This is a genomic window from Frankia torreyi (assembly GCF_000948395.1).
Classification (GTDB): Bacteria; Actinomycetota; Actinomycetes; order Frankiales; family Frankiaceae; genus Frankia; species Frankia torreyi.
Genome location: NZ_JYFN01000049.1, coordinates 19,382 through 32,924, shown reverse-complemented (window position 1 = coordinate 32,924; position 13,543 = coordinate 19,382). Strand labels below are relative to the sequence as shown.

Here is a 13,543-nt window from a genome sequence, read left to right as displayed (position 1 = left end):
GGGCGCGTTGCGCCGCATGCAGCCACGCCTCGCGCCGCGGTCGGGACGTTCCGCGGCGGGAAGGGTCTCGGGGCTCGCCGTTGGGGGAGCCAGGAACTTGTCAGGTGAGCAGGTCGGGCTGCTCTTCGATGATGATCTCGTAGAGGGCGTCGAAGGCCCAGCGGTCCGAGTCGTCGCTGCGCCCCTGGCCGGCGGTGAAGCTGGCGGTCTCGTGGTCCAGGATGTGCAGCGGCCCGGCCGCCGCGGCGATGAGCTGGGTCCTGGCGGCCCGCTCGGCGGCGATGTACCGGGCGGCCGCCGACTCCACGCTGGCGCCGACGGTGAGCAGGCCGTGATTGCGCAGGATCGCCAGCTTGTGCGGGCCGAGCGCGGTGGCGATCTTCCGGCCCTCCTCCTCGCTCAACACGACCCCGTTGTACTCGTCGAAGATGACATGCTGCTGGTAGAAGGCGCACGCGTCCTGGGAGATCGGATGCAGCGGCACCGCGAGCGCGGACAGCGCCCGGCCGTACGGCGAGTGGGTGTGCGCGGCGCCGACCACGTCCGGGCGGGCGGCGTGGATCTGCGAGTGGATCGCGAACGCTGCCGTGTTCAACGGCGGCCGCCCCGCCACGATCTCGCCCTTCGCGTTGACCAGCAGCAGGTTCGACACCGTGATGCGGCTGAAGTCGAGGCCGGCCCGGTTGACCCAGAAATGGTCGGTCAGTTCGGGGTCGCGGGCGGTGATGTGGCCGGCCAGACCCTCGGCGAGGCCGAGCTTGGCGAAGATCCGGTACGCCGCCGCGAGCTTCTGCTTGCGGTGCAGCCGCTCCTGTTCGACCGTGCGGACTGGCACCGGACGGGGCCATTCCCCGCCCTCGGCGGGGGAGACCCCGGCCCAGGGGCTCCCCTGCCGGCCCTCGGAGGCCGTCCCGCGGGGTGCCGTGGCGCGGGGTGCCGTGGCGTCGGAGGTTCCGGCGACCGGGTCCGGCGGGGCCGGGGCATGGGCGGAGAGCGTCATGGCGGTCTGGTCCTTCCATCCCGATGACTGGCGAACCGGCCTGACGCGGGCTCACCAGGTCATCGCCGGTGCCAGGAGCGAAGGGGTGTCGCGGGAAAGGTCCTCCCAGCCGGGAGAACCCACGTGGCGCGAGGCGCAGGTATCGGCGGTTCGCCGCCGGAGCAGGTGCGCGCCGCAACTGTGCGGCAGAGCCGAATCCATTGTCAAGCTTCCCGAGGGGAATGGTGTCACGCCGCGGCAAGCCGGGGATCCACCCCAGGGCGACGGCTTGGTGCCCCCAAAGGGTCGCCATGATGTGATGTGTGTCACTTTTATTTCCTACTTGACCGATCGACAAACCGGGGTCATGTTGGGGAGGTGTTGACGATCGCCTACCTGACCAGGCGCGAGCACATCGACCTGCTGCGAGTCACCTCCGCGAGCTGTCCGGCTCGCCGAGGCTGAGGCCGACCCCCAACGCCCGGTCAGTTCCGACCGACCCGTAACCGGCGGCCGTCCCGGCGGATCCTCCGTCCTGGCGCCTTCGCTGCGCCGGGCGAGGCTCCGCCCGCGCTGGACGCCGGGGCGGGCCACCTCGCCTGGCCGGCCCGCGGCGCCCACCCGCGGTTCTCCGGCACCCGCCTGCGGCGCGTGTCGCCCAGCCTGCGGCGCGCTGTCGTCCGCCTCGTCCCGCGGACGGTCCGCGCCGCGACCCCGGGCCCAATCCAGCCTCGCCTCCGCAGCCAGCCTCGCCTCCGCATCCGGCTTCGTTCCCGGATCCAGCCTCGTTCCCGGATCCAGCCTCGCCTCCGCGGCCGGCTTCCCTTGCGCACCCGGCCTCCTCCTCCCCCCACGAATCAAGCCATCCGCCCCCGCCCGGACAACCGCGGCGGTGGACGGGCCACCCGACCGACCAGACAAACCGACAGGGAGCACGAGTGGATCTCCAGCTTGCGGGCCGACGAGCGATCGTCACCGGTGGCAGCCGTGGCATCGGGCGGGCGGTCGCCCGCGCGCTGCTCGCCGAAGGAGTCCAGGTCGTCATCGCCGCCCGGGACGCCGACGTTCTGAAGTCGGCCGCCGCCGAGCTGTCCGCCGGCGCGGGCGGTGCGACGGTGGTCCCGGTGGTCACCGACACCGGTAGCGATGACTCCGTCCGGGCCCTGGTGGAGAGCACCGTCGCCGAACTCGGCGGCGTCGACATCCTGGTCAACAACGCGGCCCGGCCCGGCGGCGCCGGCGGACCGGGGGGTGTGGGTGCCCTGTCCACCGCGGACGCCGCCGCCGACTTCAACGTCAAGGTGCTCGGCTACCTGCGCACCGCGCAGGCGGTCACGCCGCACTTCGTCGCGCAGGGCTGGGGACGGATCATCAACATCGGCGGGCTGGCGGCCCGCCAGGTCGGCCTCGCCTCCGGTTCCATCCGCAACGTCGGCGTCGCCGCCCTCACCAAGACCCTGGCCGACGAGCTGGGCCCGCACGGCGTGACCGTCAACGTCGTCCACCCCGGGCTGACCCTGACCGCCGACCACGGCGGGAGCGTCGTGCTGTCCGACGAGCAGATCCGGGCCGCGGCGACGCGCATCTCCCTCGGGCGGGCCGTCACCGCCGACGAGGTCGCCGCGGTCGTGACCTTCCTCGCCTCCCCGCTCGCGGTCGCCGTGACCGGCGAGTCGATCGCCGCCGGCGGCGGCACCCCGGGCCCCATTCACTACTGACCGCCATCACCGACCGACCTGTGCCACCCGACCGACCCGCGTCACCCCACCGACCCGCGTCACCCCACCGACCCGCGTCACCCCACCGACCCGCGTCACCCCACCGACCTGCACACACCCGATCGAAGGGACAGACCGTGACCACTGTTGTCGAAGCATCCGTCCAGTCGCCGCTGGCCGTGCGGCCGCTGCAGCCCACCATCGGCGCGGAGATCGACGGCGTCGATCTCAGCCAGCCGCTGTCGCCCGCCGTGCGCGACGAGATCAAGGCGACCGTGCTCAAGTACAAGGTCGTGTTCTTCCGGGACCAGGACCTGACCCAGGAAGGGCACGAGAACTTCGCCGGGCAGTTCGGTCCCCTGTACACGCACCCGGGCGCGGCGAAGGCCGACGCCCGCACCACCGCGATCCACCGCATCTCCTCCGCCGACTTCGACAAGGTCGCGAAGGTGCACACCCCGCAGGCCGACGACGACATCTGGGACCCGTACCACACCGACACGAGCTGGCGGCTCGTCCCGACCTGGGGCGCGGTGCTGCGGGCGGTGCAGCTTCCCGAGGTCGGCGGCGACACCATCTGGGTCGACGCGGCGCTGGCGTACCAGGGCCTGTCCGACGAGGTGAAGGAGCGGCTCGACGGCCGCCACGTCACCCACGACTTCCGGGCCGCGCTGCACGCCAGCGGGCATGACTATCCGGTGGTCGCGCATCCGGTCATCCGGATCCACCGGGAGACCGGCGAGAAGATCGCGTGGGTGAACTTCACCCAGCGGCCGACGATCATCGGGCTCGACCGCGCGGAAAGCAAGGAGCTGCTGACCGCCGTCATCGACCAGTACCGCAAGCCGGAGAACCAGGTGCGCTTCACCTGGCGGCCGGGTTCGGTCGCGTTCTGGGACAACCGGGCGGCCGTGCACTACGCGGTCCGCAACTACGGAACGACGCCGCGCCTGCTTGAGCGCATCCTCATCGCCGACGAGCCCCTCTACGCCGACCTGTAAGCCGACCTGTAAGCCGATCTGTAAGCCGAGGTCCGGACCGGCGGCCGGGCGCCCTGTCACAGCGGACGACCCAGGCCGCCGGTCTCAGCCGTGATTGGTCAGGCCGCCGTCGACGAGCAGATCGGTGCCGGTGATGAAGACGGCGTCGTCGGAGGCGAGGAAGACCGCGGCCCGGGCGACCTCGTCCGGATCCCCGAGCCGGGGAACCAGCGAGAGGCTCAGCAGCGCCTCCCGGGCGCCGGGCAGGGCGAGCTGCTCGGCCGAGCCCGGAGTGTCCATCGCGCCCGGGCTGATGCTGACGGCGCGGATGCCGTACGGCGCGCCCTCGGCCGCGATGACGTGCGTCATCGCGAGGACCGCGGCCTTGGTCGCCGAATGCGCGATCCCGCCCGGCCCACCGCCGTGCCCGGCCACCGACGCCGTGTTGATCACCACGGGCCGCGCGTCTGGGCCGGCGCTGGCGGTCAGGTGCCGCCACGCCGCCTTGGTCACGAGAAAGACGATGCTCAGCTCGTTGCGGATCGAGAAGTCCCACTGCTCGACCGTCATCGCGTCGATGGTGGCGAACACGCACGCCGAGGCGTTGTTCCACAGCACGTCGATGCGACCGTGGGCCTGTACGGCCGCATCGACCCAGCGCTCGCACGCGGCGTAGTCGCCGAGGTCGACCGGCGCCGTGCCGAGCATCCGGCCGCCGGCCGCCGTCACCAGGGCCTCGGTCTCGGCATTGCCCTCGGCGTTGAGGTCGGCACCGACGACGGTGGCGCCGGCGGCGGCGAACCGCAGCGCCCCGGCCCGGCCCATACCGCTGCCGGTACCCGTGATCAGGACGACCTTGCCGTCCAGCGAACCCGTCACCCTCAGGCCCCCGTCCCGGCATCGGCATCGGCGGCCGCGGCCGCGGCGACGACGGTGCGGGCCTGGGCGATCGTCTCGATCCGGCACAGCTCGGCGTGCACGTCGCCCGTGCGGTGGGAGGTCACCCGCGCGGTGGCGAAGTACGTTCCCGGCCGGTCGTAGACGTGCGTGGTCGAGACCGTCAGCTCGGCGGCGGTGCCGTCGATCTCCGCGTGGCGGAACGGGTAGGTGCCGGTGCCGTCGAAGTCCCACTCGATCGAGATGATCCGTCCGGCGCCCGGCGGGACGGCGGCGGTGACCGTCAGGGTCACCGGCTCGCCCACGCCGACGTCGGCCCGGGTCCCGCCGTTCGCCGCGGCCGACGCGACCGGCTGGATGCCGCCCCGCTCGGCCGCGCTCGCCGGCAGGTGCACGCGACCGTCGACGAAGGTGTGGTGGGTGCCGTTCGGCTCGATGCCGTGCTCCACCCAGTCGATCAGGTCGATCATCGACTGCTCGGTGATGCCGCGAAAGTCGATGAGCCGGGTCGCGGCCACGCGGTTCGGTTCCGGCGGAACCATGCCGTACGGGCCGTGCTCGGCATACTCGGTCCAGCGGATCCGGAAGTTCCGCCGCGCGCCCGCCTCGCCCTGGGCCTGGCGCACCGCCCGGTCGTACAGGGTGCCCCAGGCGGGCCAGACCGACGAGTCGTGGGTGTGGTGGAGCCAGAGCACCTTGCCCTCGTACTGGCCCGAGTAGCAGACGCCCATCAGCGAGGACATCCGCGGCACGGGGTGCTGCGGATAGATCGGCCGGCCGTCGACCAGCAGGTGCGCGAACGCGGGGTCGTCGGTGACGTGATGGCGGGCGAAGTAGCAGTAGGCGAGGAACCTGCGGTTGTCGACGAGCACCTCGTCGCCCGGCTCGACGCCGGTGAACCGCAGGACGTTCGCGTCGCCCTGCCCGTCGCAGGCGAAGACGTCTCCGGCCGCGCCGGTGGCGTACAGCGACCGCCCGGCGGCCTGCCCGGTGAGGATCTGCACGCCGGTCCCGACGCGGTAGCCGCCCTTGAGCCCCTCGATCTCGACGGCGTAGGGGAACTCGTACGCCTCGCCGCCCGCGCCGACGATCGCCGCGAGGATCCGCATGGTCTGGAACTCGGGCCCGGCGAAGTCGGCCGACTCGTTCAGGTCGCGGGCCGACAGGGTGCGCACGACCCGTCCGGTCTGGTGGATCAGGTCGGCCTCGACCAGCTCGGGGGAGTCGTGCCCGACGTAGCCCGGCTTCGTCCAGAAGTTCGCGAAGTAGTCCGGGTCCTCGCGGTGCAGCTCGTCGGCCAGCGAGGTCCACAGCCACATCTGGCCCATCGGCTCACTGATCATGAACTCGTTGCCGCGGGGGAACCCCTGCCGGTACAGCGACGCCAGCTCCTCGCGCTCGTGCGTGCCGAGACCCTCGAACGGGTCGCCGCTGCCGCCCGGCGCCATCCGGTCCGCCAGGGCGATGATCCGGTCGCGACCCAGCAGCCGTTGGACGTTGAACATCTGGCCGAACGACATGATGCTGCCGGCCTTGACCCGCTCGGTGTTACCGGGCTCGGCGATCTCGCCGCCGCTGGTCGACGGCATGCACCCGTCCCACACCCCGGGCGCGTTCTCCAGGCAGAGCGGGGAACGCCGCCCGCCGCCGCTGCCTCCCCAGACGTAGCTGTGATGAGGGGCGCTGCCGTAGACCTGGGCGGCGACGTACTTGGATAACCGCGCGGACTCGGCGCTGGCTCGGTGCCCGTAGAGCGTCGGATCCTCGCCGGCCTTCGGGTCGTAGTCGTCGCCCTTGTGGCCCTGGTTCGACTCGACCATGTAGCCGCCCAGCCGGGCGCTCATGGCGATACGTTGGAACATCTCGCCGAGAATGCCTCCACCAAAAGTGACCGCGTGGCCGCCGTTGCCACCTTCCAGCGGCTGGAACATGCGACCCGTGTAGTACTCGGCGGGCGGGAGGTAAAAGGCGAACTCCGTGTCGGTATCCGCGAAGCCGCCCTGCACGAAACGGTGCGGCGACGGGCGCTCACGCTCCTCGTCCACCTCGATGAACGGCGCCCCGAAGAAGGCGTCGGTGACCTTGTACCCGGACAGATCGATAGCGCCCATGAGACAGCTCCGTCTTCGTCGCCCTCGCGCCTCGCCGGCTGTGGGAGCTGCAGCGTCGCAGACCATCCGCGGACATGTCAACGCTGTTCACCTGTCGGCGGCCCCTGCCGGTGCCGTGTCGACGCACTGCAGGGACGCGCCGCAAGTCGGATCCGCCAGATGGCCGTTGCGCGGCAGGCGCTACGGTAGCCGGCAGGCCGAGCGTGGCCGATGTTTCCTCGGCCGGCCGGCGTTGGGGTGTGGTGGTTGAAGGTCGCAGACCGGGTCGGTTCCGGGCGGGGTCGTCGATCCGGACATCGGTGGCTGGTGGTCGGAGTGGTTGCGGCCGGGATGATCTTTTCGGCGCTTGGACTACTGGTCGCCGTGGCCGTGCCGCCCTTTACCAGCGCCGACGAGGCGCAGCACACCGCGTACGCGCTTGCGGTGGCCGACGGGTCGTTGCCCGTGCTGGACTCACCCGTGCGCTCTCGCCTCCCGGGCATGCCGGGGCTGCCGGCCGGCTGCCGCGCATCGCCCCAGCAGGCCCGAGTCGCGGTGGACACGCGCGCCGACCACCTGTGCGGGCGGCGGTTGCGCCGGCCGCTGACGAACTTCGACCTTGTCTACACCGCGAACCATCCGCCGTTGTTCTACGCGGTCGAGGCCGTCCCGCTTCGGTCGGGCATCGCGTTGCATCATCCGCTGGGCGGCTTCCGCGCCGCCCGAGGAATCAACGTGGCGCTCGGGGTGACCGCCCTGATCGCGACGGCGGCCCTGGTCCGGGGCGTGCTGCCGAGACAGCCGGCCGTCGCGGTCGGTACGGCGGCGATCACCGGGGTCGTCGGCCTGTTCGTGTTCCCGTCCGGGCAGGTCTACAACGACACGATGGCGGTGGCGACCATCACCGGTCTGCTCGCCGTCACCGTCGCGATCGCGCGCCGGGGGCCGGGGCCGCGCACGCTGCTGGCGCTCGCGGTGCTCGGCCCGGCCGCCGCGGCCAGCCGGGCGAGCGGGGCGGTGGCGGTGGTGGTCGTCGTTCCGGCCGTCGGGGTCGCCGTCGCGGCGCGGACCGCCGGCCGCCCGGCTCGGCGAGCCGGGCGCGGCCTGGCCGTGGCCGGTGGGCTCGCCGCGTTGACGTTCGCCGCGACCGGCTGGTTCTACCTGCGCAACGTGCACCGGTACGGTGACCCCACCGCCTTCGGTCGGATCGCCGCCATGCTCCCGATCCGGGGGCCGCGGCCGTCGGCGTGGCAGGTGGTGCGCGATCCGGATTTCTGGTGGAATGTCTATCGCGGTTTCTTTGGCCGTGTCTCCCTGCTGACCGGCCACGCCGAGAAGATGGCCGTCGGATTCGCGATCGTCACCGGTGCGGGTGTGCTCGCCGCGGTGGTACGGGTCCTGACGGCGCGGATCTCGGCCGCCCGGAACCCGGGCTCCCCGGAGTCGGGGCCGGGGTCGGGGCCAAAGCCGGAGCCGGAGCCGCGCCAGCCGGGGGCTCGGCTGGCCGGGAGCGTCGTCTGGATCCTGCTCGCCGCGCACTGCCTGGTCGTCGTCGCCACGCTGGTGGGATACGCGGCCGCCGGCGGCGCGGCGTTCACTCGTTACCTGCTACCGATGCTGCCGGTGCTCGCGTTCGTCGTCGAGGTCTCCTGCCGGGCGCTTCCGCTGGGCCGGCGGGGGCTGCCGACGGTCGTGCTCGTCGCGGCGCTCGCCCTGCTCACCGTGCTGATGATCACCCGTGAGCTGGCGTGGCGGAACCGCGCGCTCGCGCCCCTGACGCCGGTGGACCGGCTGCGGACCGCGTGGGCCGCCGAGGCTCCCGGGCCGGCCGATCTCGGTCTGTCCGGGCTGGCAATATTCGCCCTGGTCGGCGGTGTTCTGCTGGCCGTCGCCCTGTGGAGGCTCGGTGACCCGTCGATGGCAAGCGGCGGCGATGTCGGCGGCGATGTCGGCGGCGATGTCGGCGGTAGGCCGCCACGTGCAGCCGAGCGCGAGGGCCCGCCCGGCGATGTCACCGAGGTCGTGCGGCAACGCCAGGATCGTCTCGACGTGATTGTCGACGGTGGGGCGGCTCAGGTATCCGTGGACCGGTGATTCGGCGCGGCCGCGTTGTGCCCTTCCCTGTCGGCGCCGCACGCCTGGCACGCGGAAACTCCGGCAGTTTGTTCTCTCGCCGCAGGGAAACCGCCGCTGTCACCCTGGTTCTCCTGATGATTCTGATGCCGCTGGTGGTGTTTTTCTGAGGCGTTCCTGACGGACCGATGAACCCACCGTTCGTCGAACAGGTCGCCGATGGGTGCGGGGCCGGGCAGCTCGCCCCCGTGTCCGGGCCGGTGCTCGGCGGACTGCTCATCGACACCTGGGGGTGGCGCGGGGCCTTCCTGGTCAACATCCCGATCGTGCTGATCGTGCTGATCCTGACCTGGCGCTGGTTTCCAGCCGACGAGCAACGCAGCGATCAGCCGCTCGACGCCGTCGACCTTTTTCTGCTCCCGATTTCTGCTCCCGACCTCGGTGGTCGCGCTGGTCTACGCGTTCCGGGACTGTTCGGGGACCGGTCGTTCCGGGGCGCCACCATGATGATGTCTGTCCTCGGAGTCACGACCTGGGGCCCGATGCTCCTGCTCCCGCTCCACTTTCAGCAGCTTCGAGGGTTGTCCGCGCCGGATGCGGGCTTCGCGCTCGCGCCCCAGAGCGTCGGGCTGGGGCCGGCGTTCCTGGTGGTGGGGCGGTACCCGGATCGGGTGGCGCCACGCCCTGTCGCTGCCGCCGGTCTGGCCGTCGCCACCGTCGCCACCGTCGCCACTGTTGCCACCGTGCCCTTCCTCTTCGCCACCGCGCACAGCGATCTGTGGGTGCTTGGCCTGGCCCTGTTCGTGCGCGGGCTCGGTCTCGGGGTGGCCAGCCTGCCGGTCAGCGTCGCCCTTCACGCGACGCTGCGACCGTCGGCGATTGCGGGGGCCACCAGCGCCAGCACGGTGGTCCAGCGGGTCGGTGCCGCGGACGGCACGGCGCCGACCGCGGTCGTTCTCCAGGCGAGAGGCTTCACCTCGGCGTTCACCTGGATGCCCGGCTGTACCGGTGCCGCCTGCGCCGCGAGTGCGCTGCTGGCTGGGCGCGTCAGCCGGATGCGGCGTGCGGCCGTGCGTTTTCTGTATCATGTGTGATTCCGGCGAGGCCGGGTTGTGCCCTCCCTCCGTCCTGCTGAGGAGCCGCAGGCTTGGCGTCGAAAGCTCCAGCTCACGAGTCGGCCTCCCGCCTACCCACCCGGCCGATCGCCCGCGAGCGCGTCCGCATGAGCGTGGGTGACTACATCAAGGAGCAGATCTTCGAAGGCAAGATCCGGGTGGGGGAGCGCATCCCCCAGGACGAGGTGGCCCGGGTGCTCGGGGTGAGCAACACCCCGGTGCGCGAGGCCGTCATCGCCCTGGAGTCCGAGGGCATCCTGGAGATCCGCCCGCACCGCGGCGCCTTCGTCTGCCACGTCGACCGCGATCGCATCCGTGACAACTACGAGCTGTTCTCGCTGCTCTACGGGTGGGCCCTGAAGCGGGCGGTGGCCGGCACCAGCGCGCGCAACAAGCACGAACTCGTCGCGATCGCCGGCCGGCTCGGCGGGGAGAAGGACCTGGAGGCGATCAGGCCGCTGATGGTCGAGTTCGTCGACGTCCTGGGCCGGATGTGCGCCTCACCGGCCTGGCGGCATCTCGTCGACGCGGTGCCCGACCTCCTGCCGGCCGACGCCTACTACACCGCCGTGCCCGGGATGGCCGACGCCGTGGCCCCGTGGATGCGCCTCATCGCCGAGGCGGTCGACCAGGGCGACGGCGAGGCCGCGGCGTCGGCGGCCGAACGGATGCTGCAGCAGCACGGGGCCGCGCTCGTGGCCGAGCTCGAGCGCCGCGGGTTGTTCGACGCGTCCTGAGGTCCGTCACGTCCTGAGAGGCGCGGCGCCCTGAGGGGCGCTGCGCCTCTCAGGCGACCCGCCGACGGCTCCGGCTGACTCCACCGCGCCCGTGGACGACCCACAAGACCGCTCCCACCTGCGCAAATACACACTTCCACATTATGTGTGATGTGTGGTACACCATTGCGGCGGGTGGAGAGGTGCCCTTCGTCCGGCAGCCGGGTGTCCGGCGCACGCCCCGGCGGCACCCTTCGTCGGCCACCCCCAAGCCAGCCCCAAGACCAGCCCGCAGCCAGCCCGAAACCCAGGAGGACACCTCATGCGAGCAGTCAGAGCGCTGCGACCTCGCTCGGCCCGGACCCGGGCGAGCGTGGCCGCAGCAGTGGGAGCGTTACTCCTCGCCACCGCCGCCTGTGGCAGCGGTAGCGGTGGCGGTGGCGGCGGCGGGACGGCGCCGTCGAGCAGCGGCGGTCCCGGCGGGTCGCCCATCAAGATCGGTAATGTCGGCGTCTACAGCGGGTTCGCGTCGGACATCGCCATCGCCGGCTCCAAGGGTCTGCAGGCGTGGGCGGACGGGATCAACGCCGCCGGCGGCATAGCCGGCCATCCTGTCGAGATCATCGTCAAGGACGATGGCGGGAAGCCCGCCAAGGCCCTGCAGAACGTCAAGGAGCTCGTCGAGAAGGACCACGTCGTGGCGCTCGTCGGCAATCACGAGTCGGGCGTGGACGCGGCGTGGGCCAGCTACGCCTCCCAGCACGACGTCCCGGTCCTCGGCGGGACGGCCACCGGGGTGGCGTACACCAAGGACCCGAACTTCTTCCCGGTCACCGGCACCAACGATACCGGGTACGGCGGGTACGCCAACGCCGCGGTCCTGTTCCACAAGACGGTGGTGAGCGTCGCCTACTGTGCCGAGGTGCCCGCGTGCGCCCAGGCCGCGTCGCTGCTCGACACCCACGCCCGCCGGCTCGGCATCCGGTCGGTGCCGGGCCAGGCCATCTCGGCGTCGGCGACCAGCTACGCCGCCCAGTGCCAGAAGCTCAAGGACTCGGGCGCCGAGGCCGTCTTCGCCGCCAGCGACCTGGCCACCGCCAAGCGCCTCGTCGAGCAGTGCGCCCAGCAGGACTACCGGCCGATCTGGATCGACAACCCGCAGAACTGGCGTGACAGCGAACTGTCCGCCCCGGTGTGGGAGGGCCTCGTCTTCGCCGCACCCGAGCCGCTGTGGTTCGGGGACGGACCCGGCACCGCCGAGTTCCTGGCCGCGATGACGAAGTACCAGCCGGGCGTGCTGCTCAACACCAGCACGACCTCCGGCTGGTACGCCGGGAAGGTCCTGGAGAAGACCCTCGCCGGCGCCAGCGGCGCCATCACCTCGCAGACGATCTACGACGGTCTGTACAAGCTCGGCCCCAGATTCGACCTTGACGGCGTCCTCGCGCCCGTGACCTACGCGAAGGGCAAGCCCGCCGTCCAGGAGGCCTGCACCTGGTACGCCCAGGTGAAGTCCGGGAAGCTGACCACCCCCTTCGGCGCGGGCCGGGTCTGCGGCAAGAACGCCTGATCCGTCCGGCGCCCCGCACCCGCACCACGGCCTGCCGCGGTGCCGTGCCCCGTCCGGCGCGCCTCCATCTCTGCGCCCCGCATCCCCGCGCTCCTGCGCCCCGATCCCCGGGCCCCATCCCCGGGCCCCATCCCCGGGTCACTGCGCCCCTATCCCCGCAGTTCTCATGAGGAGGACCTCCGTGTCCGGAACCACGAAGATCGGCATGCTCTGCGACTGGCCGCTCGCCCCGGAGGCCGAGCAGCTCCTGCACGACGTGCTCGACCTCACCTTCGACGAGGCGCTGCAGGACGGCCTCATCGACCGGCCGATCGAAGTGATCTACAAGCTCGTCCACGGCCTGCCCACCGGCGACGCGCACACCGTGATCCAGGCGGGCCGCGAGCTCGTCGACGCGGGCGTGGTGGCCATCGACGGCCCGTGGATCTCCGACAACGCCATCCCGTTCCGGGAGTGGAACGACCGGGAGGGCCACGTCCCATCCGTGGCCATGTGTGGCACGGACCTCTGGTACGGCGAGTGGTGCTTCAACATCAACAACGGGTCGCTGGCCGAAGACCCCTACGTGATGTCGAACTACCTGGCCGTCAAGGGGATCAAGACCGTCGCCGTCGTCTACGACAAGACGGCGATCGGCGACGAGTACCGCGGCTTCTTCCGCGACGCCTGCGAGTTCGACGGCGTCGAGGTGCTGCTGGAGCACGGGGTCGACCCGCTGGAGACGGAGATGGGCCCGGCGGTCGAGCGGCTGCGGTCGGCCGGCGCGGACGCGCTGGCCTACCTCGGCGTCGGGGTGGCCTCCGTCCACATCAACCGCGCTCTCGCCGCGGCGCAGTGGGACCCGTTCCGCGTGATGTGCACGGCGTTCATGTCGGCCCCGGTCCTGCCCCAGGGCATGGCCTCGCTCAAGGGCTGGGTGGGCTGCGACCAGTACGACGAGACGAACACGGTGGCCCAGGACTTCCTCGACCGGTTCGAGCGCCGCTACGACTACCGGCCCGAGAACTGGTTCGCGATCATCAACTACGACATCGCCCAGATGATCGCGCACGGCATCTCCAAGGCCCGCCCGCTGTCGCCGGCCGGCGTGAAGGCCGGCCTGGAGCGCGTCAAGATGCTGCCCGCCGCGACCGGGGGCGCCCGGGGCCTGCTCAGCTTCGCGCCGTACGTCCACCGCGCCTGGCTGTCGCCGGACTTCCTCGTGATGCGTGAGGTGCGGCCGGACCTCGACGAGAAGGTCGGACTGCGCGACCGCACCGGAACCGTGATGCGTCACCGGTTCCAGCCGCGCAGCCGCACCGACCGCCGCCCGGCGGCGACCGGTGACTCGGCGGCGAACGCAAACCCGGCGGCGGCCGGCAATCCGGCGGCGGCCGGCTGAGACCGCGCCGACCTCCCGGGACGC

General features: G+C 71.8%; 10 protein-coding genes. 7 read left to right on the top strand and 3 right to left on the bottom strand.

Annotation, left to right across the window (positions count from 1 at the left end):
* Positions 1–100: 100 nt before the first annotated feature.
* Positions 101–1,000, bottom strand: a complete 900-nt coding sequence (locus tag FF36_RS23590; protein ID WP_044887341.1) for a class II aldolase/adducin family protein — start codon at positions 998–1,000, stop codon at positions 101–103.
* Between the two features lie 917 nt (positions 1,001–1,917).
* Here FF36_RS23590 and FF36_RS23585 point away from each other — a divergent pair.
* Entirely contained in the window at positions 1,918–2,697 is a 780-nt protein-coding gene (locus FF36_RS23585; RefSeq protein WP_044887340.1) for an SDR family NAD(P)-dependent oxidoreductase, read from the top strand.
* A gap of 137 nt (positions 2,698–2,834) precedes the next feature.
* Positions 2,835–3,698 carry a TauD/TfdA dioxygenase family protein gene (locus FF36_RS23580; protein ID WP_044887339.1) on the top strand — a complete coding sequence of 288 codons (864 nt, stop codon included), beginning with the start codon at positions 2,835–2,837 and terminating at the stop codon, positions 3,696–3,698.
* A gap of 84 nt (positions 3,699–3,782) precedes the next feature.
* Here the strand turns inward: FF36_RS23580 and FF36_RS23575 are convergent, their stop codons facing one another.
* Both FF36_RS23575 and FF36_RS23570 read right to left on the bottom strand, forming a co-directional pair.
* Positions 3,783–4,556 carry an SDR family NAD(P)-dependent oxidoreductase gene (locus tag FF36_RS23575; RefSeq protein ID WP_082122170.1) on the bottom strand — a complete coding sequence of 258 codons (774 nt, stop codon included), beginning with the start codon at positions 4,554–4,556 and terminating at the stop codon, positions 3,783–3,785.
* A 2-nt stretch (positions 4,557–4,558) separates the two neighbouring features.
* Entirely contained in the window at positions 4,559–6,685 is a 2,127-nt protein-coding gene (locus FF36_RS23570; RefSeq protein ID WP_044887338.1) for a PKD domain-containing protein, read from the bottom strand.
* A 330-nt stretch (positions 6,686–7,015) separates the two neighbouring features.
* Here FF36_RS23570 and FF36_RS23565 point away from each other — a divergent pair, with 330 nt between their 5' ends.
* The 5 genes from FF36_RS23565 to FF36_RS23545 all read left to right on the top strand — a co-directional run bounded on the left by FF36_RS23565 (position 7,016) and on the right by FF36_RS23545 (position 13,519).
* A complete protein-coding gene (locus tag FF36_RS23565; protein WP_044887360.1) occupies positions 7,016–8,758 on the top strand; it encodes a DUF2142 domain-containing protein in 1,743 nt (580 codons plus the stop codon).
* 167 nt (positions 8,759–8,925) lie between these two features.
* Positions 8,926–9,831: an MFS transporter gene (locus FF36_RS23560; RefSeq protein ID WP_052681367.1), complete on the top strand. Its 906-nt coding sequence runs from the start codon at positions 8,926–8,928 to the stop codon at positions 9,829–9,831.
* 128 nt (positions 9,832–9,959) lie between these two features.
* Positions 9,960–10,589 carry a GntR family transcriptional regulator gene (locus FF36_RS31705; protein WP_052681364.1) on the top strand — a complete coding sequence of 210 codons (630 nt, stop codon included), beginning with the start codon at positions 9,960–9,962 and terminating at the stop codon, positions 10,587–10,589.
* Between the two features lie 301 nt (positions 10,590–10,890).
* Entirely contained in the window at positions 10,891–12,138 is a 1,248-nt protein-coding gene (locus tag FF36_RS23550; protein ID WP_082122169.1) for an ABC transporter substrate-binding protein, read from the top strand.
* Positions 12,139–12,319: 181 nt separating this feature from the next.
* Positions 12,320–13,519, top strand: a complete 1,200-nt coding sequence (locus FF36_RS23545) for an ABC transporter substrate-binding protein (protein WP_063897530.1) — start codon at positions 12,320–12,322, stop codon at positions 13,517–13,519.
* Positions 13,520–13,543: the final 24 nt, after the last annotated feature.